Annotated in this window: 21 protein-coding genes; 15 read left to right on the top strand and 6 right to left on the bottom strand. The window is 73.4% G+C overall.

What is annotated here, in order from left to right; genetic code table 11:
• Nucleotides 1–12: 12 nt before the first annotated feature.
• Entirely contained in the window at nucleotides 13–1,815 is a 1,803-nt protein-coding gene (locus PSED_RS13270; protein ID WP_013674757.1) for an ABC transporter ATP-binding protein, read from the bottom strand.
• A gap of 91 nt (nucleotides 1,816–1,906) precedes the next feature.
• On the opposite strand from PSED_RS13270, the gene PSED_RS35300 reads away from it, so the two are divergent.
• Both PSED_RS35300 and PSED_RS13260 read left to right on the top strand, forming a co-directional pair.
• Nucleotides 1,907–2,365 (top strand): MarR family winged helix-turn-helix transcriptional regulator, encoded by a 459-nt coding sequence (locus PSED_RS35300; RefSeq protein ID WP_013674756.1) that lies wholly within the window; start codon nucleotides 1,907–1,909, stop codon nucleotides 2,363–2,365.
• Between the two features lie 241 nt (nucleotides 2,366–2,606).
• Nucleotides 2,607–3,044 carry an STAS domain-containing protein gene (locus PSED_RS13260; protein WP_013674755.1) on the top strand — a complete coding sequence of 146 codons (438 nt, stop codon included), beginning with the start codon at nucleotides 2,607–2,609 and terminating at the stop codon, nucleotides 3,042–3,044.
• Between the two features lie 69 nt (nucleotides 3,045–3,113).
• Here the strand turns inward: PSED_RS13260 and PSED_RS13255 are convergent, their stop codons facing one another.
• Nucleotides 3,114–3,611 carry an STAS domain-containing protein gene (locus PSED_RS13255; protein ID WP_013674754.1) on the bottom strand — a complete coding sequence of 166 codons (498 nt, stop codon included), beginning with the start codon at nucleotides 3,609–3,611 and terminating at the stop codon, nucleotides 3,114–3,116.
• Between the two features lie 99 nt (nucleotides 3,612–3,710).
• Nucleotides 3,711–4,370 carry a GntR family transcriptional regulator gene (locus tag PSED_RS13250; protein WP_013674753.1) on the bottom strand — a complete coding sequence of 220 codons (660 nt, stop codon included), beginning with the start codon at nucleotides 4,368–4,370 and terminating at the stop codon, nucleotides 3,711–3,713.
• 401 nt (nucleotides 4,371–4,771) lie between these two features.
• Here PSED_RS13250 and PSED_RS13245 point away from each other — a divergent pair, with 401 nt between their 5' ends.
• The 9 genes from PSED_RS13245 to PSED_RS13205 all read left to right on the top strand — a co-directional run bounded on the left by PSED_RS13245 (nucleotide 4,772) and on the right by PSED_RS13205 (nucleotide 14,025).
• Nucleotides 4,772–5,692 (top strand): dihydrodipicolinate synthase family protein, encoded by a 921-nt coding sequence (locus PSED_RS13245; protein WP_013674752.1) that lies wholly within the window; start codon nucleotides 4,772–4,774, stop codon nucleotides 5,690–5,692.
• A complete protein-coding gene (locus PSED_RS13240) occupies nucleotides 5,692–6,366 on the top strand; it encodes a cyclase family protein (RefSeq protein WP_013674751.1) in 675 nt (224 codons plus the stop codon). The genes PSED_RS13245 and PSED_RS13240 overlap by 1 nt, the downstream gene beginning before the upstream one ends.
• Complete coding sequence (locus PSED_RS13235) at nucleotides 6,363–7,526, top strand: LLM class flavin-dependent oxidoreductase (RefSeq protein WP_013674750.1); 1,164 nt, start codon at nucleotides 6,363–6,365, stop codon at nucleotides 7,524–7,526. The genes PSED_RS13240 and PSED_RS13235 overlap by 4 nt, the downstream gene beginning before the upstream one ends.
• 3 nt (nucleotides 7,527–7,529) lie before the next feature.
• Complete coding sequence (locus PSED_RS13230; RefSeq protein ID WP_013674749.1) at nucleotides 7,530–8,837, top strand: LLM class flavin-dependent oxidoreductase; 1,308 nt, start codon at nucleotides 7,530–7,532, stop codon at nucleotides 8,835–8,837.
• Nucleotides 8,838–8,843: 6 nt separating this feature from the next.
• Complete coding sequence (locus PSED_RS13225) at nucleotides 8,844–9,563, top strand: enoyl-CoA hydratase/isomerase family protein (protein ID WP_013674748.1); 720 nt, start codon at nucleotides 8,844–8,846, stop codon at nucleotides 9,561–9,563.
• On the top strand, nucleotides 9,560–10,882 hold the full coding sequence (locus PSED_RS13220) for an MFS transporter (protein ID WP_013674747.1): 1,323 nt from the start codon (nucleotides 9,560–9,562) through the stop codon (nucleotides 10,880–10,882). The genes PSED_RS13225 and PSED_RS13220 overlap by 4 nt, the downstream gene beginning before the upstream one ends.
• A 61-nt stretch (nucleotides 10,883–10,943) precedes the next feature.
• Nucleotides 10,944–12,479 (top strand): acyl-CoA synthetase, encoded by a 1,536-nt coding sequence (locus PSED_RS13215; RefSeq protein WP_013674746.1) that lies wholly within the window; start codon nucleotides 10,944–10,946, stop codon nucleotides 12,477–12,479.
• A 119-nt stretch (nucleotides 12,480–12,598) separates the two neighbouring features.
• Entirely contained in the window at nucleotides 12,599–13,813 is a 1,215-nt protein-coding gene (locus PSED_RS13210) for a cytochrome P450 (RefSeq protein WP_013674745.1), read from the top strand.
• Nucleotides 13,810–14,025: a ferredoxin gene (locus tag PSED_RS13205; protein WP_013674744.1), complete on the top strand. Its 216-nt coding sequence runs from the start codon at nucleotides 13,810–13,812 to the stop codon at nucleotides 14,023–14,025. The genes PSED_RS13210 and PSED_RS13205 overlap by 4 nt, the downstream gene beginning before the upstream one ends.
• 62 nt (nucleotides 14,026–14,087) lie before the next feature.
• On the opposite strand, the gene PSED_RS13200 is transcribed toward PSED_RS13205, so the two are convergent.
• Nucleotides 14,088–15,734, bottom strand: a complete 1,647-nt coding sequence (locus PSED_RS13200; RefSeq protein ID WP_013674743.1) for an MDR family MFS transporter — start codon at nucleotides 15,732–15,734, stop codon at nucleotides 14,088–14,090.
• 126 nt (nucleotides 15,735–15,860) lie between these two features.
• Here PSED_RS13200 and PSED_RS13195 point away from each other — a divergent pair, with 126 nt between their 5' ends.
• The gene (locus PSED_RS13195; protein WP_013674742.1) at nucleotides 15,861–16,421 is read left to right on the top strand and encodes a TetR/AcrR family transcriptional regulator; all 561 of its coding nucleotides are present in this window, start codon (nucleotides 15,861–15,863) and stop codon (nucleotides 16,419–16,421) included.
• 22 nt (nucleotides 16,422–16,443) lie between these two features.
• Here the strand turns inward: PSED_RS13195 and PSED_RS13190 are convergent, their stop codons facing one another.
• Nucleotides 16,444–16,932 (bottom strand): MarR family winged helix-turn-helix transcriptional regulator, encoded by a 489-nt coding sequence (locus PSED_RS13190; protein WP_013674741.1) that lies wholly within the window; start codon nucleotides 16,930–16,932, stop codon nucleotides 16,444–16,446.
• A 161-nt stretch (nucleotides 16,933–17,093) separates the two neighbouring features.
• On the opposite strand from PSED_RS13190, the gene PSED_RS13185 reads away from it, so the two are divergent.
• Nucleotides 17,094–17,927: an LLM class flavin-dependent oxidoreductase gene (locus PSED_RS13185; protein WP_013674740.1), complete on the top strand. Its 834-nt coding sequence runs from the start codon at nucleotides 17,094–17,096 to the stop codon at nucleotides 17,925–17,927.
• A 7-nt stretch (nucleotides 17,928–17,934) separates the two neighbouring features.
• Here the strand turns inward: PSED_RS13185 and PSED_RS13180 are convergent, their stop codons facing one another.
• On the bottom strand, nucleotides 17,935–19,674 hold the full coding sequence (locus PSED_RS13180) for an alpha/beta hydrolase (protein WP_233899398.1): 1,740 nt from the start codon (nucleotides 19,672–19,674) through the stop codon (nucleotides 17,935–17,937).
• Nucleotides 19,675–19,847: 173 nt separating this feature from the next.
• Here PSED_RS13180 and PSED_RS13175 point away from each other — a divergent pair, with 173 nt between their 5' ends.
• Together PSED_RS13175 and PSED_RS13170 are read left to right on the top strand one after the other, a co-directional pair.
• Entirely contained in the window at nucleotides 19,848–21,878 is a 2,031-nt protein-coding gene (locus tag PSED_RS13175; protein ID WP_063821965.1) for a P-loop NTPase family protein, read from the top strand.
• A gap of 27 nt (nucleotides 21,879–21,905) precedes the next feature.
• Nucleotides 21,906–23,303, top strand: coding sequence for an FAD-dependent oxidoreductase (locus PSED_RS13170; protein ID WP_013674737.1), 1,398 nt, complete (start codon nucleotides 21,906–21,908; stop codon nucleotides 23,301–23,303).
• Nucleotides 23,304–23,363 lie beyond the last annotated feature (60 nt).

Genomic DNA, 23,363 nt, shown 5'->3' with positions numbered 1-23,363 from the left:
CCCGGCGGCCGGTCACGTCGCCAGCGCCGCGTAGCGCCCGTTGCGGGCCACGAGCTCGTCGTGCGTCCCGGACTCGACGATGCGGCCCTGGTCGACGACGGCGATCCGGTCGGCGCCGCGCACCGTCGAGAGCCGGTGGGCGATGGTGATGGTGGTGCGGCCGCGCGACAGGGTGTCGAAGGCCTGCTGCACGGCCCGCTCGGTCTCGGTGTCGAGCGCGCTGGTCGCCTCGTCGAGGACGAGCACCCGCGGGTCGCGCAGCAACGTCCGGGCGATCGCGATGCGCTGCTTCTCCCCGCCGGAGAACCGGTGGCCGCGGGACCCGACGACGGTGTCGTACCCGTCGGGCAGGCCCGCGATCAGGTCGTGGACCTGGGCCGCGCGCGCGGCGGCCTCGATCTCGGCGTCGGTCGCGTCGGGCTTGGCGTGCCGCAGGTTCTCCCGGACGGTCGTGTGCAGCAGGTAGGTCTCCTGGCTGACCATGCCGACGATCCGGGCGAGGTCGGCCAGCCGCATGTCGCGCAGGTCGATGCCGTCGATCGTGATCCGCCCGCCGGTCGGGTCCTGCAGCCGGGCGACGAGGCCCGCGAGGGTGCTCTTCCCCGAGCCCGTCTCGCCGACGAGCGCGAGCGTCGAGCCCGCCGGGACGTCGAGTGTGACGCCGGCGACGGCCGCGGAGTCGCTGCCGGGGTAGGCGTAGGTGACATCGGAGAACCGGACGTGGCCCGCGACCTGCGCCGGGTCGACGTCGACGGGCTCGGCCGGGTCGTCGACCTCGACGGTCAGGTCGAGGTACTCGAAGATGCGGGCGAACAGCGCGAGCGAGCTCACGATCGAGACGCCGACGTTGAGCAGACCGGTGAGCGGACGGAACAGCGAGCCCTGCAGCGTCGTGAACGCGATCAGCGTGCCGATGGTCATCGTGCCCGCGGTGACCGGCAGACCGGCTCCGACGTAGATGACCGCCGGGATCGCCGCGAAGATGACGCTCATCGACGCCATCCGCCAGCGCCCGGCGAGCTGGCTGCGCAGCTCGAGATCGGTGAGCCGTGCGGAGGACTCGGTGAACCGCGCGACGAGCGCGGGGCCGCTGCCCATCGTCTTGGTGAGCTGGACGCCGCTGATCGACAGGCCCTCCTCGACGGTGACGTTGAGGTCGGCGAGCTCGCGCTGCTGCTCGGCGGTGATCGCGCGGCGCATCCGTGCGACACGTCGGGTCAGGTAGATCGCGGGCGGCATGACCACCAGCGAGACGAGCAGGAGCTGCCAGGACAGCGCGGCCATCGCGACGATCGTCGCCACGGCGGTGGTGAGGTTGGCGGCGATGGACGTGGCGGTCGAGGTGACGACCGACTGCATCCCGCCGATGTCGTTGGTGATGCGCGACTGCACCTCGCCCGTGCGGGTGCGCGTGAAGAAGGCGATGGACTGCCGCTGCAGGTGGGCGAAGACGTCGGTGCGCAGCCGGTGCATGACCTGCTGGCCGATCTTGGTGCTGATCCAGGTCTGGACGACGCCGAACGCCGAGGTCAGCGCGGCGACGGCGACCATCCCGGCGGCCAGCGCGACGAGGAGCGCGACGTCGCGCTCGGGGAGCGCGCGGTCGATGACGGCCCGCAGCAGGAACGGCGAGGCCATCCCGACGACCGAGGACGCGACGATGATCGCCGTGACGATCACGAGCTGGGTCCGGTACGGGGCGAACAGCCGACCGATGCGGCGCAGCGAGACCCGCCGGGCCTGCTCCTTCTCGGCGGCGGTGACGGTACGACCGCCGCGGCGCGGGCGGTCCGCGGCGACGGTGACGCCGCTCATGGTGGGATCCAAGCCGGTCCCCTCTCGGTAGAGACTTGCTGAGGTTACCTCAACATGAGGCTGCAACACGACCTGCTGGTAGTTTGTTCCCGTGACCGGTGACCGTCCGACCGCCGGGCCCCGCCCCGTCACCGCCGACGAGCCCGGCGACGACTCGCTGGCCGAGACGTTCTGGGCCGTCGCCCGGCGGCTGCGCCGCCTCTCCAAGGACGCCCTCGCACCCTGGGACGTCACACCCGGGCAGTCACGCGCGCTCGGAGTGCTGGCCCGCAACGGCGACATGCGGCCGGGCGCGCTGTCCGAGCAGCTGCGGATCGCACCGCGGTCGGCGACCGAGGTCGTCGACGACCTCGAGGAGCGCGGCCTCGTCGAACGCGCCCCGGACCCCGCCGACCGGCGCGCCACGCTGGTCCGGGTCACGGCGCGCGGACGCGAGGTCGCCGACGGCATCCGCGCCGCCCGCGCCGCCGAGGCGGAGGAGTTCTTCCGCGGCCTGGACGCGGGCGACCGCGCCGAGCTCGCCCGGATCCTCGGCTCCCTGCGCGACTGACCGAGGCGCGACTGACCGAGGCGCGCCTGTTCGAGAGGCGCGCCTGTTCGAGGGTGCGGCGGGCCTCCGACCGGCGGATTCGGCGTTGCGCCGCGCGCACCGGGACGCGGACGCGGATATCGTGAGCGGGCGTCCGGCGGTCGAGCAATGTGCTTCCGGGTACCCGCGACGACCGCTTCACGTCCGCCTCCGGCCCGCGCCGACCCCAGCGGCCCCGCCCGGAGCAGCCGAAAGGACCCCCGTGCCGCCCGTCTCCCCCGCTCCGCTCGCCGACGGCGACGGACTGCACTGGATCGACGTACCCGACCACGGCGCCCGCTCCGGAGCGCTGTTCCGGGCCGAGGTGTCGGCGTCGGTTCAGGGCCTGCGGCTGGTCGGTGACGTCGACGCCCCGGAGGCGTCGGCGCTGGTCAGCACCGCGACGGAGGTCCTCGACGCCGGCGCCGACGTCGTCGTCGACCTGCGGGGCGTGACGTTCCTCGGCTCCCGTGGGATCAGCGCGCTGATCCGGGTGCACCAGCTCGCCGTTGCCCGCGGCCGGCACGTGCGGGTCGTGGTGGACCGCAGCGACCACGTCGTGATGCGGCCGCTCACGCTCACCGAGGTCGACGCCACCCTCGACCTCGTCAGCTCCCTCGACGGCGCCCCCGAGGGCGTCGCCGAGGACACCGACGGCTGAGGACACCGACCCCGGCCCACGCCCCGCCCGACGAACCCGCGGGCGAGCCCACCGAGCGCGGCGCGAACGTCACGAGGCCGGGGCCAGCTCCGGATCCGGTTCCTCGGCCGCGACGGCCCGGCCGACGTCGCCCGCGGGCACCCCGCTCCCGGCGACCACGATCCCCACCTCCCGCAGCGAGCCCACCGGAAGGGCGGCGGCGAGGGCGTCCTCCAACGAGGCGCAGGCGTCGAGGGCGTCGAGCACCTCGACGACCTCGCCGGGCAGCACGTCACGCCGGTCGGCGAGCCCGGTGACCTGCAGCCGGACCCCGCCGCGCCGCGCGAGCGACTCGGCACGACGCAGCGCGCACAGGCCGTGCGCGTCGACCCGGCTCACCGACGCGAGGTCGACGAGGACGCGGCGCGGCCGCACCCGACGGATCAGCCCCGGCACGTGGACCTGCATCTCGACGACCCGCAGCAGCCGGGTGGACGTGGTGCGGTCGAGCGTGCCCGCCACCCGGACGACGACCACGTCGGGCTCGGGCTTCTCGACCGCGACCAGGATCGTGCCGTCGGAGGTCATCGCGTGCATCTCCCGTCTGCCGGTCCGGCCACCGGCCCGGACGGGTGATCACCGTTCCGGGCGAATCCCAAACCTTCGCCCGCCCGGCGCGACCGCCGCTCAGCCCGTCGAGCTCTCCTCCCGGACGAGCGCGGCGATCCGGACGTCGCGGGTGCGCTCGAGGTGGGCCCGCAGGACGGTGCGGGCCCGGTCCTGGTCGCCCTCGGCGATAGCGTCGAGGACCTCGGCGTGCTCGTCGTCGGTCGACTCGAGGTTCGGGTTGCGCGACATGTCGACGCTGTCGTAGAGGGCGAGCTGCAGCGCGAGGCGTTCGAGGATGCCGGTGATCGTCGGGTTGTGGCAGGCCTGCCGCAGGACCGCGTGCCAGCGCCCGTGCAGCGCGCGCATCTGGTCGGGGTCGGTCGCGGCGCCGGCCTCCTCGTGGACGTGGCGCAGCCGGGCCAGATCGAGCGCCGACCGGTGCGCGGCGGCGGACGCGGCGGCCTCGGCCTCCAGCGCGATGCGGGCCTGGTAGATCTCGACGACCTCCGGCGCGGTCAGCGTCCGGACCTGCGGTCCTCGCTGGCCGCGAACGACGAGCCCGTCGCACTCCAGTCGCAGGATCGCCTCGCGCACCGGGGCGCGCCCCACGCCGAGCCGGGTGGCGAGCACGGTCTCCAGCAGCGTCGTCCCGGGCGGCAGGGCGCCACCGACGATCTCGTCGCGCAGCACGAGGTACTGCGACTCGCCGGCGTTGGCTGCCTGCACGGGTGCGGCCACGGGTCCCCCTCACCAGCCGGACCGTGCGGCCCGACCCGACATCGACGGCCACAGAGTACGGGACGTGTCCGCACAATCCAGCTCGCACGTCCATTACGTAGACGCGTGTAGACACGTGTCGACACGCGTCTTGCACATGGCCCGGTCCTCACTTACTGTCGGTTTCGACCGACCGACGACGGGCGAGGAGGTTTCGTGAGCACGGTTCACGTCTCCCAGCGCAGCGTGCTGTCCCGGCCCCGCGACACCCGTGGCGACCGCGGTTGCCGTAGCTGTCGTCCCGGTCTCGTCCGCGGCTGATCGCCGCCGCCCGCGCCGTCGGCGCCGGGCCCCGCATCGATACGCGATGCCACCGTCCGTGACCGCCTCCGGCACGGAGATCCAGCAGAGAGGTACCCCTCATGACGGCTGACGTCGTGCTGCGCCGTGGACCGGTCGTGGCCGCGCTGACCCCCTTCGTCGGCAGCTCCGTGCGTGTCGACAAGGCACGCTTCGGTGCGCAGATCGACGCGCTGGCCGCCGCCCGCCCGGTCGCGGTGACCGTCGGCGCGGTCGAGAGCCAGGAGTTCCAGGTGCTGACCAAGGCCGCCCGGCTGGCCCTGGTCGACGCCGCCCGCGAGGGGCTGCCAGCCGACGTCCCCGTGCTCGCCGGGGTGTCCAGCGCGTCGCTCAAGGAGTCGATCGCCCTCGCCGGGGCCATCGCCGACCGGGGCGCGTCCGTCGCCGCGGCCGTCGCCAGCCCGAAGCCGTGGGGTGCGGCGCCCACCCCCGACGAGGCGCACCGCTGGTTCGCCACGCTGGCCGACGAGAGCCCGATCCCGGTGCTGCTCTACAACAACCCACGGCTGGGCGTCGACCTGTCCGTCGACACGATGGCCCGCATCTGCAGCCACCCGAACGTCGTCGCGATCAAGGAGACCTCCCGCGACGAGCAGAAGCTGCTCGGCCTGGTCAACCGCATCCAGGGCAACGCGCAGGTCTACACGAACATGGAGCTGCTGCTCTCGACGCTCGTCCTCGGCGGGGCCGGTGCCATGCTGCCGACACCCGGCCTGCCGATCGCGGCGCGGCTCATCGAGGCGTTCGAGGCGGGCGACATCACGGAGGCCGCGCGGCTGCAGCTGTTCTTCTCCGAGTTCCCCGGCCGCTGGACCGGGCTGGGCTTCCTGCCCGCGGTCAAGGCCGCGGCCGGTCTGATGGGCTGCGAGCTGGGCGAGCCGCTGTGGCCCTGGTCGGGACTCGACGACACCGCCCGCGCCGAGATGCGGGAGTTCCTCGCGAAGTGGGACCTGGTCGACCACTTCGCCGGTGCAGACGCCTGATGGCACTCGTCGACGTCTCCCACCAGCTCTGGCCCGGGATGCCCAAGATCCCGATCCTGCCCGAGGTCGAGCGCCACCAGGTCGCCCGGATCGCCGACGGCGCCCCGCTCAACATCAGCGCGATCACCCTCGCGCTGCACGTCGGCACGCACATCGACGCCCCGGCGCACGCGGTGGACGGCGCGAAGACGATCGACGAGCTGCCGATCGAGCGGTTCGCCGGGACGGGCGTCGTCGCGAAGGTGGACCGCAAGCCGGGCGAGGAGATCACCGTCGACGACGTCCTGGCCGGTGGCCCGGCGCCGCGACGCGGTGAGTTCCTGCTGGTCGCGACGGGGTGGAGCGAGAGGTTCCTGTCCCCGGACTACGCCGACCACCCCAGCCTGTCCCCCGACCTCGCCGCCTGGTGCGTCGAGCAGGGGGTGCCGTTCGTCGGCGTCGACATGATCACGCCCGACCTGCCGGTGCACCGCCGCGGCGAGGGCTTCGACTATCCCGTGCACCGCACGCTGCTCGGCGCCGAGGTGCTCATCGCCGAGAACCTCACCGACCTCGAGGGTCTCGGCGGACGGCGGGTACACGTGCACGCGTACCCGCTCGCGATCCGCGGCGGCGACGCCGGGCCCGCCCGGGTCGTCGTCGACACCGATCTCCCCGACGGAGAAACACGATGACCGACGGCCGCCCGCTCGACCCTGTTCCCGGCCCGCTCGACTTCCCGGACAGCCCGCTGTCGCGGGCCGCCCGCCAGCCGTTGATGCTGGGCCTGTTCCTGCCGCTGCAGACCGGCGCGTTCTCGCAGTCGACGCTGCCGCGCGCCACGCGGTGGGACTTCGAGTACAACCGGCACCTGACCCAGCTCGCCGAGGCGTCCGGCTTCGAGTTCGTGTTCGGCCTGCAGCAGTGGGTCGGCAAGGGCGGCTTCGGCGGCGAGATGCACTACCGGGAGAACTTCCTGGACCCGTTCATCTCGACCATCGCGCTGTCGACGGTGACGACGAACATCCTGTCGATCTCGACGGTCCACGTGCTCTACGGCAACTGGCACCCGATGCACCTGGCGCGGTTCGCCGCGACGGCCGACCACATCGCCGCCGGACGCTACGGGCTCAACATCGTCACCGGCTACGCGACGGGCGAGCCGCCGATGTTCGGCATGGACCGCATCGACCACGACCGGCGCTACGACATGGCCGACGAGTTCACCTCGATCCTCGAGGACCTGTGGAACGGCCGCGAGAACCTCACCTACGACGGCGAGTTCTACTCCCTGCGCGACGCGTACGTGTCGCCGCGGCCGAAGTACGGTCGGCCGATCCTGGTGGCCGCCAGCGGCTCTCCGGCCGGCTACGACTTCGCGGGCCGCCACGTCGACATCGTGTTCACCGCGAGCCCCGCGGGGGCCGACTTCGACGGTGCGATCGACGCGATGCCCGAGCACGTCGCGCAGATCAAGAACGCCGCCCGCAAGCACGGCCGCGAGGTCAAGGTCATCATCTTCCCGCTGGTCATCTGCCGCGAGACCGACGAGGAGGCCTTCGCCTACCGCGACGAGATCGTCGCCCACGCCGACACCGGGTCCCTGGTGAACTACCACGCCCGGCACACCACCGGCGACGCGCAGGCCTGGCCCAAGCACGTGCTCGCCGACCGCGCGCTCGGCGGGCACCTGCAGATCACCGGCGGCCCGGAGCGCGTCGCCGAGGCGCTCGAGCGGCTGCACGCGGCCGGGTTCGACGGTGTCCAGCTGGGCTTCTACGACTACGAGCCGGAGCTGGCCTTCTTCAACGAGGCCGTCGTCCCGCTGCTCAAGGCCAAGGGTCTCCGGGGCTGAGCAGTGGAGATCATCCTCACCGCCACCGTCATGGGCCTGGGCATGCACCACGGCGCCTGGCGCTACCGCGACGGCCACGCGTTCGACTACGTGGACCCGGACTACTACGCGCACATCGCGCGGACCGCGGAGGCCGGCGCGCTGCACGCGATCTTCCTCGCCGACACGCTCGACGTCAGCGAGGAGCGCTTCGCCCGGCCCAACCTCGGGGCCCTCGACCCCGCGGTGACGCTGGCCGTGATGGCCGCTCACACCGAGCGGATCGGGCTCGTCGGCACCTCGTCGACGACGTTCAACGAGCCCTTCAACCTGGCGCGGCGCTTCGCGAGCCTCGACCACATGAGCCGTGGCCGGGCCGGCTGGAACGCCGTGACGACGTTCGTCCCGGCCGTCGCCGGCAACTTCGGCGGCACGCCGCTGCCCGCGCACGACCAGCGCTACGCCCGCGCCCGCGAGTTCCTCGACGTGGTGATCGGGCTGTGGGAGAGCTGGGAGGCCGACGCCACCGTGGGCGACAAGGCGTCCGGCGTGTTCGTCGACGCGGCGCGGGTGCGCACCCTCGACCACGTCGGTGAGCACTTCTCCGTCCGCGGCCCCTCGACCCTGCCGCGCTCGCGCCAGGGCCGGCCGGTGATCTTCCAGGCCGGGGCCTCCGAGGGCGGGCGCGACCTCGCCGCGCAGTACGCCGACGTCGTGTTCACCGCGCAGAACACCATCGAGGCCGCGACCGCGTTCCGGACCGACGTGCGCCGCCGCGCCGTCGGGTACGGCCGCAGCGCCGACGCGGTGAAGATCGTCCCCGGGCTGCTGCCCGTCGTCGGCAGCACCACCGACGAGGCGCGGGCGCGCAAGGAGAAGCTCGACGAGCTGCGGGGCGTGGGTCCGGAGCTGGAGAAGCTCGCCCTGCGCGTGGGCGTCCCGGTCGAGGCGCTGGAGCTCGACGAGCCCCTGCCCGTGGATCTGATCCGGGCCAACGAGGGCTTCCGCGGCTCGCACGGCTTCCGCGACGCCGCCGTCGAGCTCGCGACCCGCAAGAAGCTCACCGTCCGCGAGCTGCTCTACGCCAACGGCGGCGGCCACCAACAGGTGGTGGGCACGCCGGAGGAGATCGCCGACACGATCGAGACCTGGGTCGAGGCAGGCGCGGTCGACGGCTTCAACCTCATGATCGACGCGTTCCCGTCGGGGCTGGAGGACGTCGTCGAGCACGTCGTTCCGTTGCTGCGCAAGCGATGTCTGTTCCAACACGAGTACGCGGGGTCCACCCTGCGCACGAATCTCGGCCTCCCTCCCCTCCCGAACCGGAGCTGACCCCCGATGCCCGATCCCGTGCTCTACGACGACGCCGACGGTGTCGCGCGCGTGACCTTCAACCGACCCGACCACGCCAACACGATCACCTACGCGACGATGCAGGCCTTCATCGCCGGCCTGGAGCGCGCCCACGCGAGCGGCGCGACCGTGCTCGTCGTCTCGGGCGCGGGCGCCGACCTCACGCTCGGCCGCGACAAGGGTGAGCGCGTCGCCGGCGTGAGCCGCGCCGACAACCTGCGGCTCATCCTGCGCGCCAACGAGCTGCTCGGCGGCTTCCCCGGCATCAGCGTGACCGCGGTGCGCGGGCGCGCGTTCGGGTTCGGCACGGGGCTCGCGCTGCACTCCGACATCGCGATCGCCGCCGACACCGCGATCCTCGGCTTCGACGAGCTGGCAGCCGGGCTGCCGCCGCTGGTCGTGCTCACCTACCTCTACTGCCACGTCACCCCGAAGGCCGCCGACGACCTCGTGCTCACCTCGCGCAAGGTGGGCGCGGCCGAGGCGCTGCGGCTCGGCCTGGTCAGCCGCGTCGTCGCCGAGGCGGACCTGGACACGACCGTCGAGCGGACCGTCGCCGAGCTGGCCGGCCGCGACGCGTCGGCCCTGCGGCTGCTCAAGGAGTTCGCGGCGGAGGCGAAGTCCACCGACCAGCGCCCGGCCAAGGACTTCGGCGAGTACGCGGTCGAGCGGCTCGTCGCCTGGATCGAGCGGGGGAACTCGTGAGCACGCAGGCGGCTGTCCGGACCGGCTCGCAGCCGGCCGCGAAGACCCGGCGCGCGAACTTCGCCTCGGCGTGGCTCGGCTGGATGCTCGACGGGTTCGAGACCTACGCGATCGTCCTCGTCGGCAGCCTGGTCGTGGCCGACCTGGTGGGCAAGGGTGCCTCCCCCATCTACTTCGGCACGATCCTCGCCGTCCAGCTCATCGCGTGGGCGATCGGCGGGCTCGCGTCGGGCGTGCTGATCGACTACTTCGGCCGTCGCAAGGTGCTGATGGTCTCGATCCTCACCTACGCGATCGCGACGGGCCTCGCCGCGCTGTCGCCGAACTTCGCGATCTTCCTCGTCCTGCGGATCATCGCGGGCCTGGGCATGGGCGCGGAGTGGGGCCCCGGCAGCGCGCTGGTCGCCGAGACCTGGGCCGACCGCAGCCGCGGGCGCGGCATCGCGCTGCTGCAGTGCGCGTTCGGCGTCGGCTTCCTCGTCGCCACCGGCGTGTTCTGGCTGCTCGGCCCGACCGACCCCGGCACCTGGCGCTGGCTGCTGGCCATCGGCGCGCTGCCCGCGCTGGTCGTGCTGTTCGTGCGCCGCCGGGTGGGCGAGTCGCCCCTGTGGGAGGACGCCGACGCCCGCAGGCGCGCCGCCTCGGCCCGCGCGGCCCAGGGCGAGACGCTCGACGAGCACGAGCGCGCCCTCACCGTCTTCACGCTCCGCCGGCTGTTCAACGAACCCGTCAGCCGGTCGCGGATGCTCAAGCTGCTGGCCTGCTCCACGGCGAGCCTCGTCGGCTGGTGGGCGGTGTCGACGTGGGTGCCGCAGTACGCGGGTGCCGTCGTCAAGGCCGCCGGCGCGGCGCCGACGACGACGACGCTGATCGTCGTCGCCTACAACGCGGGTGGTGTGCTGGGCTGGCTGGCCTGGGGCGTCCTGGCCGACACGATAGGCCGACGCTGGGCACTGTGGTCCTACTTCGCGGGCGCGCTCGTCATGACCTGGGTGCTGTTCGGGATCCACTACTCCTCGATCGGGTTGCTGACGTTCGTCGTCGCCGTCAACGGGTTCTTCACCCTCGGCCAGATGGGCTGGATGGCCACGTACCCGGGCGAGCTGTTCCCGACGAGCCTGCGCGGCAGCGCGATCACCGTCGTGTTCAACGTCAGCCGGGTGTTCGCCGCGGCCGGTGCGCTGCTGGCCGGCGCGATCGTCGGCGGCCTCGGCGGGATCGCGACGGCCGCGCTCGTCATCGGCTCGATCTACGTCCTCGGCCTGGTGTTCTCGCTGCTGGCCGGCCCCGAGACCAAGGGGAAGCCGCTCCCGGAGTGACCCGTGAGTGGCGATGGTCGCTATAACGACTATCGCCACTCACGGAACAGGAGAGCGCCCGTTGCACCCCGGTCGGATCGCCGCTCGCACCCCCGACAAGCCCGCCGTCGTCATGTCCGACACGGGCGAGACGCTCACCTACCGCCGGCTCGACGAGCGCTCGCTGCGGCTGGCCCGCGTCCTGTACGACGCGGGCCTGCGCCCGGGTGACGACGTCGTCGTGCTGGCCGAGAACGACCCGCGCTGCATCGAGGTCTACTGGGCCGCCGTGGGCAGCGGCCTCTACGTCACCGCCGTCGACCACCACCTGCAGCCCGGCGAGGCGGCCTACATCGTCGACGACTGCGACGCCGCCGCGGTCATCACCTCGGCCGCGCAGGCCGCCACGGCCACCGCGATCGTCGACGCGACGCCGCGGGTGCGGCTGCGGCTCGCCTTCGGCGGGGCGGTCGCCGGCCACGACGACTACGAGGCCGCGCTCGCGGCCGCTCCCGCCGAGCCCGTGCCGGGGAACCCGCCGCGCGGCAAGGACATGCTCTACAGCTCCGGGACCACGGGCCGCCCCAAGGGCGTCAAGCCACCGTTGTCCGACAAGGGCATCGACGACGGTCCCGACCCGCTGCTGGCGGTGTTCGGGCCCGTCTACGGATTCGACGCCGACACCGTCTACCTCTCCCCCGCGCCGCTGTACCACGCGGCGCCGCTGCGCTTCGCCGCGATGGTCCTGTCCGTCGGCGGGACGGTCGTCGTCATGCCGCGGTTCGACGCGGAGGCCTCGCTGGCCGCGATCGAGCGGTTCCGGGCCACGCACAGCCAGTGGGTGCCGACGATGTTCGTGCGCATGCTCAAGCTGCCCGACGACGTCCGTGCCCGGTACGACATCTCCTCGCTGCGTGTCGCCGTGCACGCCGCCGCACCGTGCCCGGTGGAGGTCAAGCGGCGCATGATCGACTGGTGGGGCCCGGTGCTGCACGAGTACTACGGCTCCACCGAGGCCCTCGGCGTCACGATGATCGACTCGCACGAGTGGCTCGCGCACCCCGGCTCGGTCGGCCGGTCGCGGCTCGGTGTGCTGCGCGTGTGCGACGAGTCGGGTGCCGAGGTGCCGGCCGGCGCGACCGGGCTCGTGTACTTCGAGCGCGACGTCCTGCCGTTCGCCTACCACAAGGACGCCACGAAGACCGTCGAGGCGCAGCACCCCACGCACCCCAACTGGGGCACCAACGGCGACATCGGCCACGTCGACGCCGACGGCTACCTCTACCTCACCGACCGGCGGGCGTTCACGATCATCTCCGGCGGGGTGAACGTCTACCCGCAGGAGATCGAGGACGCGCTGGCCCTGCACCCCGCGGTGCTCGACGTCGCCGTCATCGGGGTGCCCGACGAGGACCTGGGCGAACGCGTGACGGCCGTGGTCCGGGCCGCGCCCGGGGCGACGCCGGGGCCTGCGCTGGCCACGGAGCTGCAGGACTTCCTGGGTGAGCGGCTGTCGCGGCGCAAGGTGCCGCGCACCGTCGACTTCGTGGACGAGCTCCCCCGCACCGAGACGGGCAAACTCCGCAAACACGTCCTGCGCGCCCGCTACGCCCGCTGACCTCCCCGGCGAAGCCGGCTGCACCGCCGGTGCGCGCGTGCCATGCTGGGTATGTGGCAGTGAGTGTCAAAAAAGTGCGCGCTGCCGCGTGAACTGCCGTCGACGTCGGGGGACCATCGATGAGTCAGAGCGACACCCGCACCCGTGCAGCCATCGAGCTGCCCGTCTACATGCGCCGCAACGAGTTCGAACCCGTCCCGGAGCTCGCCGCGCTGCGCGACGGTCCGCGGGTCGCGCGGGTCCGCACCGCGTTCGGCATCGACGTCTGGGCCGTCACCCGCCACGAGGACGTCCGGACGGTGCTGTCCGACGCCACCACCTTCAGCAACACCCTCGGCCTGGCGCGCATGGCGATGATGGACGACCTGTCCGACGAGGAGCGGGCCCGGATGCGGGCCGGCAACCTCCTCGCGTTCGACCCGCCCGAGCACACCCGCCTGCGCCGGATGCTCACCCCAGAGTTCACGATCCGGCGGATGCGCAGGCTCGAACCCCGGATCCGCGAGATCGTCGACGAGCACCTCGACGTCATGGCCGCCAAGGGCCCGCCGTCGGACCTGGTCGCCGACTTCGCGCTGCCGGTGCCGTCCCTGGTGATCTGCGAGCTGCTCGGGGTGCCCTACGCCGACCGCGACGCCTTCCAGCGCCGCACCGGGCTGCTGCTCGACATGTCGCTGCCGATGGCCGAGCGGCGCCGCGTCGGGTTGGAGTCGCGCGAGTACATGGCGACGCTCGTGACCCGCGCGCAGGCCGACCCGGGCGAGGACCTGCTCGGGATGCTGGTGCGCGAGCACGGCGACGACCTGTCGTTCGACGAGCTGGCCGGCATCGCGAGCCTGCTGCTGGTCGCCGGGCACGAGACGACGTCGAACATGCTGGGCCTGGGCACGCTCGCGCTGCTGCGCCATCCCGACCAGCTCGCGATCGTGCGCGACGACCCCGCCGCGGTCGAGCCCGCCGTCGAGGAGCTGCTGCGCTGGCTCTCCATCGTGCACAGCGGGACGATGAAGACGACGACGGTCGACACCGAGATCGGCGGCGTCGCGATCCCCAAGGGCGACACCGTGATGTGCGCCCTGCCCGCCGCCAACCGGGACCCGGCCTCCATCGACGACCCCGAGCGGCTCGACGTCACCCGCGGCGCCATCGGGCACCTCGCGTTCGGCCACGGCATCCACCACTGTCTCGGTGCCCCGCTGGCGCGCATGGAGATGCGGATCGCGTTCCCGGCGCTGCTGCGTCGCTTCCCGACGCTGGCCGAGGTGCCGGGCGCTGCGGCGTTCCGGTCGTTCCACGTGGTCTACGGGATGGCGAGGATGGAGGTGACCTGGTGAGCGCAGCTGAGCAGGACGGGCAGGTGCACGTCGTCGCCGACCGCGACACGTGCATCGGCGCCGGGATGTGCGTGATGTCGGCCGACGACGTCTTCGACCAGGACGACGACGGCCTGGTCACGCTGCTCGTCGAGGACCCGCCCGACAGCACCGCCGTACACCGGGCCGTCGCGGGCTGCCCGTCCGGCGCCCTGCGCATCGCACCCAGGTGAACGAACGGCACAGTCGCGCAACCGAGTTGCGCGACTGTGCCGTTCGTGCGGTACGCCGGTGGTCAGTGCGTCGGGGTCGGTGCGGGGGCGCTGCCCCGCAGGGTGACCTCGCGGATCACGAACGCCGCGACGATCGCGACCAGCGCGACGCCCGCGGCCCACAGGAAGGCCGTCGTGACACCCGAGGTGACGGCCGCGCGGAACGCCTCCTGCACCGGCGCCGGCAGCGACCCCAGCATGGCCGGGGTGAGCTGGCCGCCACTGACCTGGGCACCCGCGGCGGCGCCGAGGCTGCCGGTGAGCGAGGACTGCAGGTGCTGGGCGTAGAGCGTGCCCAGCAGCGAGACGCCGAGCGAACCGCCGATGGTCCGGAACAGGGTCGCGGCCCCGCTGGCCGCGCCGATGTCCTTGCGCTCGACGCTGTTCTGGACCACCAGCATCGTCGTCTGCATCAGGAAGCCCATGCCCACGCCGAGGACGACCATGAACAGCGCGCTGGTCAGCAACGTCGTGTCGACGGTCATCAGCGACAGCACGCCCAGACCGGCGGCCATGGCGAACGCCCCCACGATCAGCAGGATCCGGTAGCGCCCGGTCCGGGTGACGAACTGCCCACCGGCCAGCGACGTGACGAGCATGCCCGCCATCAGCGGCAGCAGCAGCAGCCCGCTGCTCGTCGCCGACGCGCCCTGGACGATCTGCTGGTACTGCGGCAGGAACGTCACCGCGCCGAACATCGCGAAGCCGGTGAGGAACGTCAGCGCGACGGCCGGGGTGAAGTTCGGCGCCCGGAACAGCGCCAGCGGCAGGATCGGCTCGGCCACCCGGCGTTCGACGCGGACGAACCACGCGGCGGCGCCGACGGTCAGCACGGCCAGGCCGATGATCTGCCACGAGCCCCACGCGTACTCGGTGCCGCCCCAGCTGGTCAGCAGCGTCAGCGCCGAGACGGCGACGGCCAGCAGGCCCGCGCCGACCCAGTCGATCGAGACCTGCGCGCGGCGGCCCGGCAGCTTCATCGTGAACCAGATGACGATCAGCGCGACGACGCCGAGCGGGATGTTGATGTAGAAGGCCCAGCGCCAGCTCAGGTTGTCGGTGAGGAACCCGCCCAGCAGCGGGCCGCCGACGAACGCGATCGGCATGACCGCGGCCATCATGCCCTGGTAGCGACCCCGTTCACGCGGCGGGACGAGGTCGCCGATGATGGCCATCGCCCCGACCATCAGGCCGCCCGCACCCAGGCCCTGGATGCCGCGGAACGCGATCAGCTCGCCCATGTTCTGCGACAGGCCCGACAGCGCGGACCCGGCGAGGAACACCAGGATCGAGATCATGAAGACGCCCTTGCGGCCGAAGAGGTCGCCGAGCTTGGCCCACACCGGTGTCGCGACGGCCGTCGCCAACGCGTAGGCGGTGACCACCCACGACAGGTGGGCGAGCCCACCGAGCTCACCGACGATCGTCGGCATCGCGGTACCGACGATCATGTTGTCCAGCATCGCGAGCAGCATCGCGATCATCAGGCCGGACAGGACCGTGTAGATCTCGCGCCTGCTGCGCGGGGCGGGCTCACCGCCGTCGGCCTGCGCGGGCGGCAGTTGCTCCCCCGCGGCCCGCGTGTGGGCGACCTCGGCGCGGTGCCTGCCGGCCCGCTGCGCGACGGCCTCGCCCGGGACGGCGACCGCGGCCCGAGTCCCCTCTTCCATGACTGGCGTCCTTCCCCGAGATCACCCTTACTTGCCGACCGGCTAGTAAGCTCTGAGAGGTAAGGTACGCTCTCACTAGCCGGTCGGCAAGTAAGATGGTGGGCATCACCAACCAGGAGGTCAGCGGTGACGGACGCGCGGCGCACGGACACCCGTGCGCAGATCCGTGAGGTGGCACTCGAGCTGTTCGCCGAGCGCGGGTACGACGGCACGTCCCTGCGTGAGATCGCCGAACGGCTGGGCATCTCCAAGGCCGCCGTCTACTACCACTACAAGACCAAGGAGGAGATCGTCGGCGCCCTGTTCGACGACTTCCTCGCCGGCGTCGACGAGATCGTGGAGTGGGCGCACGAGAAGGGCCCGGGACCCGAGACACGCGCCGAGGTGCTGCGCCGCTACCAGGACCTGCTGACCGGGCCGTCGGCCGCGCAGGTCGCGCGGTTGATGCAGGAAGGCCAGTCGTCGCTGCGCGACGTCGCGGCGGCGAAGGACATGAAGACCCGCTTCTTCGCGATGGGCCGCGCCGTCACCGCGCCCGACGCGTCGGCCGCCGAGCAGCTGCGCATGCGGCTCGCGGTGATCGCCCTGCACCTCGGGGCCTTCATGGACCAGGAGAGCCTGCCGGTCTCCGACGAGGAGCGCCGGACCGCGGCGCTCGAGGTCGCGCTGGAGCTCGCCCGCACCTGATCCGCCCCGCTCCCCGGTGCGGTCAGACGTGCCGGTAGCCGGGATGCACGCCCGGCGTCAGACCCTGCTCGTCGGCGATCCGCGCGAGCAGCGCCCGCAGCGTCGCGCGCTCGCCGTCGTCGAGAGCCGCGCAGATCGCGTCGTCGTGCTCGCGGCCGACGTCGGCGATGCGCCGCAACAGCTCCTCCCCCGCCGACGTCAGGTACAGCGCGTGCAGCCTGCGGTCGGCCGGGTTGCGTCTGCGCTCGACCAGCCCGCGCTCGTCGAGCTGGTCGACGAGCGCGACGAGCCGGCTCGGCGGCGTGCCCAGCACCGAGGCCAGCGCCTGCTGCGACTGCCCCGGCGCCGCCGCGACGGCACGCAGCAGCCCCGTCTGCGGGGGCGTGAGGTCGAGCGCGCCGATCCGCTCGGCGAACCTGCCCGCCGCGTGCGCGCCGATCTGCGCGAGCAGGAAGGCCGATCCCGGTCCGGGCCCGGGCGGCGGCACGACGGCCTCCACGGCGGTGTTCATGCGGGCACCGTATCACTTGACAAATGATTCGCCCGAGAGAATCGTTCTAGCTTGTAATGATTTGACCTGGGGAAGAAGCGGGGGCGTCGTTCCCGCGCCCCTCGGTCTGCTGTTCTCGTCGTCGCAGCGATCCCGCTGCCCGTCTTCCGGAGGGCCGTCCGATGACCGACCACACCTTTCGTTTCGGCGTCGTCGCCACGCCGCAGGACGGCGACGCCTGGCGCGCCACCGCCCGTCGCATCGCCGAGCTCGGCTACTCGACGCTGCTGATGCCCGACGGGCTGCAGCTGCTCGCCCCGTTCCCGTCACTGGCGGTGGCGGCGTCGGTCGCCGACATCCGGGTGGCGACGTTCGTGCTGGCCTCGCCGCTGCGCACCCCCATGGCCGCGGCCTGGGACGCACACTCGATGACCGTGCTGACCGGCGGCCGCTTCGAGCTCGGGATCGGCACCGGGATCCCGGCGGCGAAGCAGTCCGCCGAACGGCTCGGGATGCCCTACGGCACCGCCGCGGAGCGGCTCGCGCAGGTCGGCGCGACGATCGACCGCGTCCGCGAGCTCGAGCAGGCCGACGGACCCGGGGACCTGCGGGCCCCCGTGCTCGTCGCCGCGGGCGGGCCGAAGTCCCGCACGCTGGCCGCCGAGAAGGCCGACATCGTCACACTCGCCGCCGGCCCGCTCGCGAACACCGACGACATGGCCGCGATGGCCGAGGACCTGCGCGCCAAGGCCGGCGACCGGGCCGACGCCATCGAGCTGGCCATGAACATCTTCGTCATCGGCGACGACGTGCCCCCGTGGACCAAGCAGTTCATGGGCGTCGACGCCGACGAGCTCATCGCCGCCGACGCGCTCACCATGCTGCGCGGCACCCCGCAGGAGATGGCCGACGAGCTGCAGCGCCGCCGGGAGCGGATCGGCACGTCCTACATCAGCGTCAACGCACAGTTCGTCGAGCAGTTCGCCCCGGTCGTGGAGCTGCTGCGCGACCGCTGACGCTCACTCACGGGGAGATGATCGCGCGCAGCTGGTCGGCCTTCTGCGGGGTCCAGTCGGGTGGGCGCAACAGCGTGGCCCAGGCGTCGACGGACTCGCGGGTGTAGCGGTGCCCGTGTCCCTCCGGGACGTCGGCGGCCGCGGGCATGTCCAGCGTGACCTGCCAGAACGTGACGACGGGCAGCCACGTCATCGCCGGCAGGACGTCGCGGCCGCGCGGCTCGGCGAGCCAGTCGGGCCGGCTGAACAGCAGCCGCGGACTCCACCACGTGATCGGGTCCGACGGGTGCTGCAGGATCAGCGTCCGAGACCCGTCCCACGGCGCGCCGACCGGCGGAGCGCCGGCGTCGATGTCGGTGCTGAACCGGACCGTCCGGCCGTTGCGGTACACGGGTTCGACCTCACGGCTGCCCGGGTCGCGGCCGTCGCGGAACTCGGTGTGCAGTGCGTTGAAGTTCGGCGGGCCGACGAACAGCGCGCCCGACGTGCGGTTGCGCAGGTCGGACTCGCCGCTGAACGCCGCCTCGCCGCCGAACGACCCGAGGCTCTCGCCGAAGACGTAGAGCTGCGGGCGGTGGTCGACGGGCAGCGAGGCCCACTTCCCGTAGACGGCGTCGAACAGGGCCCGGCCCGCGGCCTGCGCACGTGAGGCGTCGACAAGGTACGAGAAGCCGGACGGGACGAACGAGTACTGCAGGGCGACGATCGCGCTGTCGCCGCCCGCGACGTACTCGAACGACGACATCGTGCCGGCGTCGAGCCAGCCCTGCCCGGTCGTCGTCGCCACGAGCAGCCGCGCCCGGTCGAACCCGCCCGCCCGTTCCAGGTCGGCGACGGCGAGCGCCGCGCGGTCCTCCGCGGTGTCCGCGGAGTCCACTCCCGCGTAGATCCGGATCGGCTCCGCGGCACGCGTGCCGGTGAACCGGGCGATGTCGGCGCCCGATGGCCCACCCGCGACGAAGATGCGCCCCTCCCGGCCGAGCGTGTCCCAGCCGATCAGCGACTCGGGTCCGCCCGAACGCAGGTCCGACGTGGGCCGGCTCACCCCGGCGGGGGTCTCGTCGTTGGCGGCGGCGAAGGCCCGGTCGGTGGCGGCGAACAGCCCGTCGAGCGCCAGTCCGCTCACCAGGTACACCACGACGGCGGCGACGACGAGTCCGCCGAGTGCCCGGGCGCCGCGCCTGCCCATCCAGCGCGAGAGCAGCCGGCCCAGCCCGCGGCCGAGCAGGAACAGGGCACGGCACAGCGCGAACAGCACGACGAACGCGACGAGGGCGACCGGCACCGCGAGCAGCGTGTCGCCCCACGACTGCGCGGGGGCACCCATCAGGGTCCGCAGCTCGCCCTGCCAGTACCGCCCGGCGAGGACCGACGCGACGACGAGCAGCACCGCGACGATCCCGAAGACCGCGAGCGACCGGCCCCGGGCACGCCGGGGTCCACGGCCGGCGAACGCCCGCCACACGAGCGCGACGAGCACGCCGAGCCCGTAGCCGAGGATCGCGCCGATGCCCGCGACCGCGCCCTGCAGCACCCCGCTGCGGGGCAACAGCGAGGGGGTGAACGTCAGGCAGGCCAGGATCAGCCCGCCCCAGAGCCCCGGCAGGCTCGGCGCGTACCACCGCCGCACGGGCGGGACCGCCTCGTCGACGGGCTCGGTCCGGTCCTCGGGCGGCACCTCGCGGGTGAGGGTCACATCCGCCGCCGCGGCGGTCCGGCATGCTCGACACCACGACGGGTCATCCACGAACCGTAACGATGTTGCACGCCGCGCAGTACCCCCGACGGGCCTACTCCGACCGGTCCCGCACGGACCCCCTGCGGGCGCGCCCATGTCGTGGGGGTGGTGCCCGCGTCGTCCGGGTGGTGTCCACGGACGCGGGCGGCCCCTACCATCGGGGCCCGATCCCGGGAGCCGCCATGGGAACGACCCTCGCCGCCGCGCTCGACGACGCCCGCCGTCGCGGGTTCGTCGGCCGTGCCGGGGAGCTCGCGGCGTTCGAGCGCGCGCTCCAGGGGGTCGACGTCACCCGGGTGCTGTTCGTCCACGGTCCCGGCGGGATCGGGAAGTCCACGTTGCTCGACGAGATGCGCAGGCGCGCCCGGGCCGCGGGGCGCGAGACCGTCGTGCTCGACGGGCGCGACATCGGCGGGTCGCTGCCCGCGGTGGCCGATCCGGTGGCCGCCGCGACCGCGGACGGCCGGGAGCCGGGACCGGTGCTGCTCGTGGACGGCTACGAGCTGCTCACCCCGCTGGACCGCTGGTTCCGGACGCGGCTGCTGCCGTCGTTGCCGGCGAGCTCGGTCACCGTGCTGGCCGGTCGCGAGCCGCCCGCACCCGACTGGGCGGCCGACCCGGGTTGGCGCCTGTTGCTGGACGCCCACCCGCTGCCCAGGCTCGACGCCGCCGAGAGCGAGGCCCTGCTCCGCGGGCTCGGCGTCGCCGGACCCGACCGCGAGCGGCTGGCCGCGCTCGGCCGTGGCCACCCGCTCGCGCTGGTGCTCCTCGCCGAGGCCGGCTCCGACGGACCGGCTCCCGCGGCACTGGGCGACCGTCCGGGACTGGTCGCGGATCTGTGCCGCGTCCTGGTCGACGACGTCCCCGACGAGCACCACCGGATCGGGCTGGCGACGTGCGCGCACTCGTTCCGCACGACCCAGGACCTGCTCGCGGCCACCGTCGGCGACCGCGCGTCGCAGGTGTGGCGCTGGCTCGCGATGCGCCCGTACACCGCGACGACCTCGCAGGGCCTGCGGCTGCACGACCTGGTCCGCGACGTGTTCGACGCCGAGTTCGCCCAGCGCAGCCCCGACGCCTACGCCGAGCTGCACCGCACGATCCGGATGCACACCGTCACGCGGTTGGTGGCGCCCGGCTCGGTGACCCGCTACCGCGACGCCACCGAGCTGATCCTGCTGCACCGGCGCAGCCCGGCGGAGGCCGAGCTGTCGGTGCTGCGCGACGGCGGGGCACCGGCGGTGTCCGCGGCGACCCCAGGGGACCACGAGCGGATGTGCGCGGTCGCGGCCGCCTCGGAGGGCCTGCACGCGGAGCCCGCCTGCCGGCACTGGCTCACCACCCAGCCGGCCGGGGCGCACGTCGCGCGGTCGGACTCAGGAGTCGAGGCGGTTGCGCTACACGTCCTCGTCGACGCGACGACCGACACCGGGCCCGACCCGGTCGTACCCGCCGTGCTGGAGGCCGTGTCCCGGCGCCGCGCGCTGCGGCCGGGCGAACGGATCGGGGTGTGCCGTTTCGTCGGCGACCTCGCCGGGTCACAGCGCAGCCCGGTCGCGGTGCTGACCGCCTCCGTCTCGGCATCGGTCGAGTGGCTGTCTCGGCCGGTGGGCTGGTCGGTCGTGACCCCCGTCGACGAGGCCTACTGGCGGCCGTTCTTCGACTACCTGGGGTTCTCCGTGCTGGCGCGGGTGCCGGTGCCCGGCGGGGGCGAGGTGACGGCGTTCGCCTGGGACCGCGCCCGGCTGTCCCTGGAGGCGTTCCTCGACATGACCGGCCGCCGCGAGCTGACGGGCGAGACCGGGCCCCCGCCACCGGAGCTGCTGCGGCCCGCGCCGATGGGCCGCGACGCCTTCGACGCCGCGGTGCGCGCCGCGCTGCGTGACCTGTCCCGGCCCGACCGGCTCGCGGGATGCCCGCTGGCGACGACCGCGCTCGGACCGGACGTCCGGCAGGTGATCGTGCAGACCCTCGACGGGCTCGCCGCCGAGCCCCGCGGCGACGTGCTGCTCCGCGTCCTCGACCGCACCTACCTGCACGGGGCGCCGAGCCAGGAGGCCGCCGCCGAGGTGCTCGGCCTGCCCTTCAGCACCTACCGGCGCCATCTCGCCCGCGCGACCGAGCGGCTCGCCGACCTGCTCTGGGCCCGCGAGGTCAACGGCGGGCCGGGCACAGACGGGCATGAACCGGACAGGATCCGAGCTGGAGAGTGAGCACCCTCACGGTGGACCGTGCCGGCCATGAGCACAGTCACCGTCCTCGGGGCCGGACTGACCGGCCTCACCACCGCCCTCCTGCTCGCCCGTGACGGGCACGACGTCACGGTCCTCGAACGGGATCCCGCTCCGCCACCGGCCGATCCCCTCGCGTGGCAACGCCGCGGCGTGGCGCAGTTCCGGCTGCTGCACATCATGCTGCCGCGCTGGCGTGCCGTGATGGCCGCCGAGCTGCCCGACGTGCTCGACGCCCTCGTCGCGGCCGGCGGCATGCGGACGAACCTGCTGCACCTGCGCCCCCCGGCCGCGACCGGCGGCCGGCGCGAGGGCGACGAGCGGTTCGACGTCGTGACCGGCAGGCGCCCGGTCGTCGAGGCGGCCGTCGCGGCGATCGCCGAGCGCGCGGGCGGCATCCGGATCCTGCGCGGCGTCGCCGTCGACGCGTTGCTGGCCGACGCGTCCGGGGCCGTCCCGCACGTCACCGGTGTGCGCGCGGGCGGCCGGGAGCTGGCGTCGGACGTCGTCGTCGACGCGCTCGGCCGCCGCTCCCCGGTCGCGGGCTGGGTCGGCGCGCTCGGCGGGCGGCCACCCGCGCGGGAGCGGGCCGACCTGGGTTTCGTCTACTACGCCCGGCACTTCCGGGCCGCCTCCGGTGTGACCCCCACCGGGCTCGACGCCGCCCTGACCCACCACGACTCCGTCTCCGTGCTGACCCTGCCCGCCGACAACGGCGTGCACGGCGTCGCGATCACGGCGAGCGCTCGGGACCGGGAGCTGCGCGGCCTGCGCGACCCCGCGTGCTGGGACGCGGCGATCCGGCTCTTCGACGCGACCGCACCGTGGCTGGACAGCGAGCCGGTCACCGGCGTCGACGTGATGGCCGGGATCGAGGACCGCCACCAGGAGTACGTCGTCGACGGCACGCCGGTCGTCACCGGCCTGGTCGCGGTCGGCGACGCGTGGGCGTGCACGAACCCGTCGCTGGGTCGCGGTGCGTCGATGGGGGCGGTGCACGCGCAGCTGCTGCGCGACGTCCTCGCCGCGCACGGCACCGACGACGCCGACACTCTCGTCCGTGCCTTCGCGGACGCGACCGCGACGACGCTGACGCCCTACCTGGACTCGACGCTCGTGTTCGACCGCCACCGGCTCGCCGAGATCGAGGCGGAGATCGCCGGCATGCCCTACCGCACGGACGACCGCGGGTGGGCCGTGTCGACGGCGCTCGCCGCGGGCGCCGCCGTCGACCCCGAACTGGCCCGGGTCCACACCATGATCGGCGGCATGCTCGCGACGCCCGGCGAGGTGTTCTCCGACGCCGCCGTGACGGGCCGGGTGCTCGAACACGCCGGACCGCCGCGGCGGGTCGGTGGTCCGACCCGCGAGGAACTGGTGGCGACGGTCGCCGGGACGCGGGTCTGACGTCGGCCCGCCGCGGTCAGTGCCCTCGGACGGTGCCCGACAGCAGCAGGACCGTCAGGT

The sequence above is a fragment of the Pseudonocardia benzenivorans CB1190 genome, assembly GCF_000196675.2.
Taxonomy (GTDB): domain Bacteria; phylum Actinomycetota; class Actinomycetes; order Mycobacteriales; family Pseudonocardiaceae; genus Pseudonocardia; species Pseudonocardia benzenivorans.
Note: the sequence above shows the minus strand (reverse complement) of the source record. Positions and strands in the feature narration are given on the sequence as shown.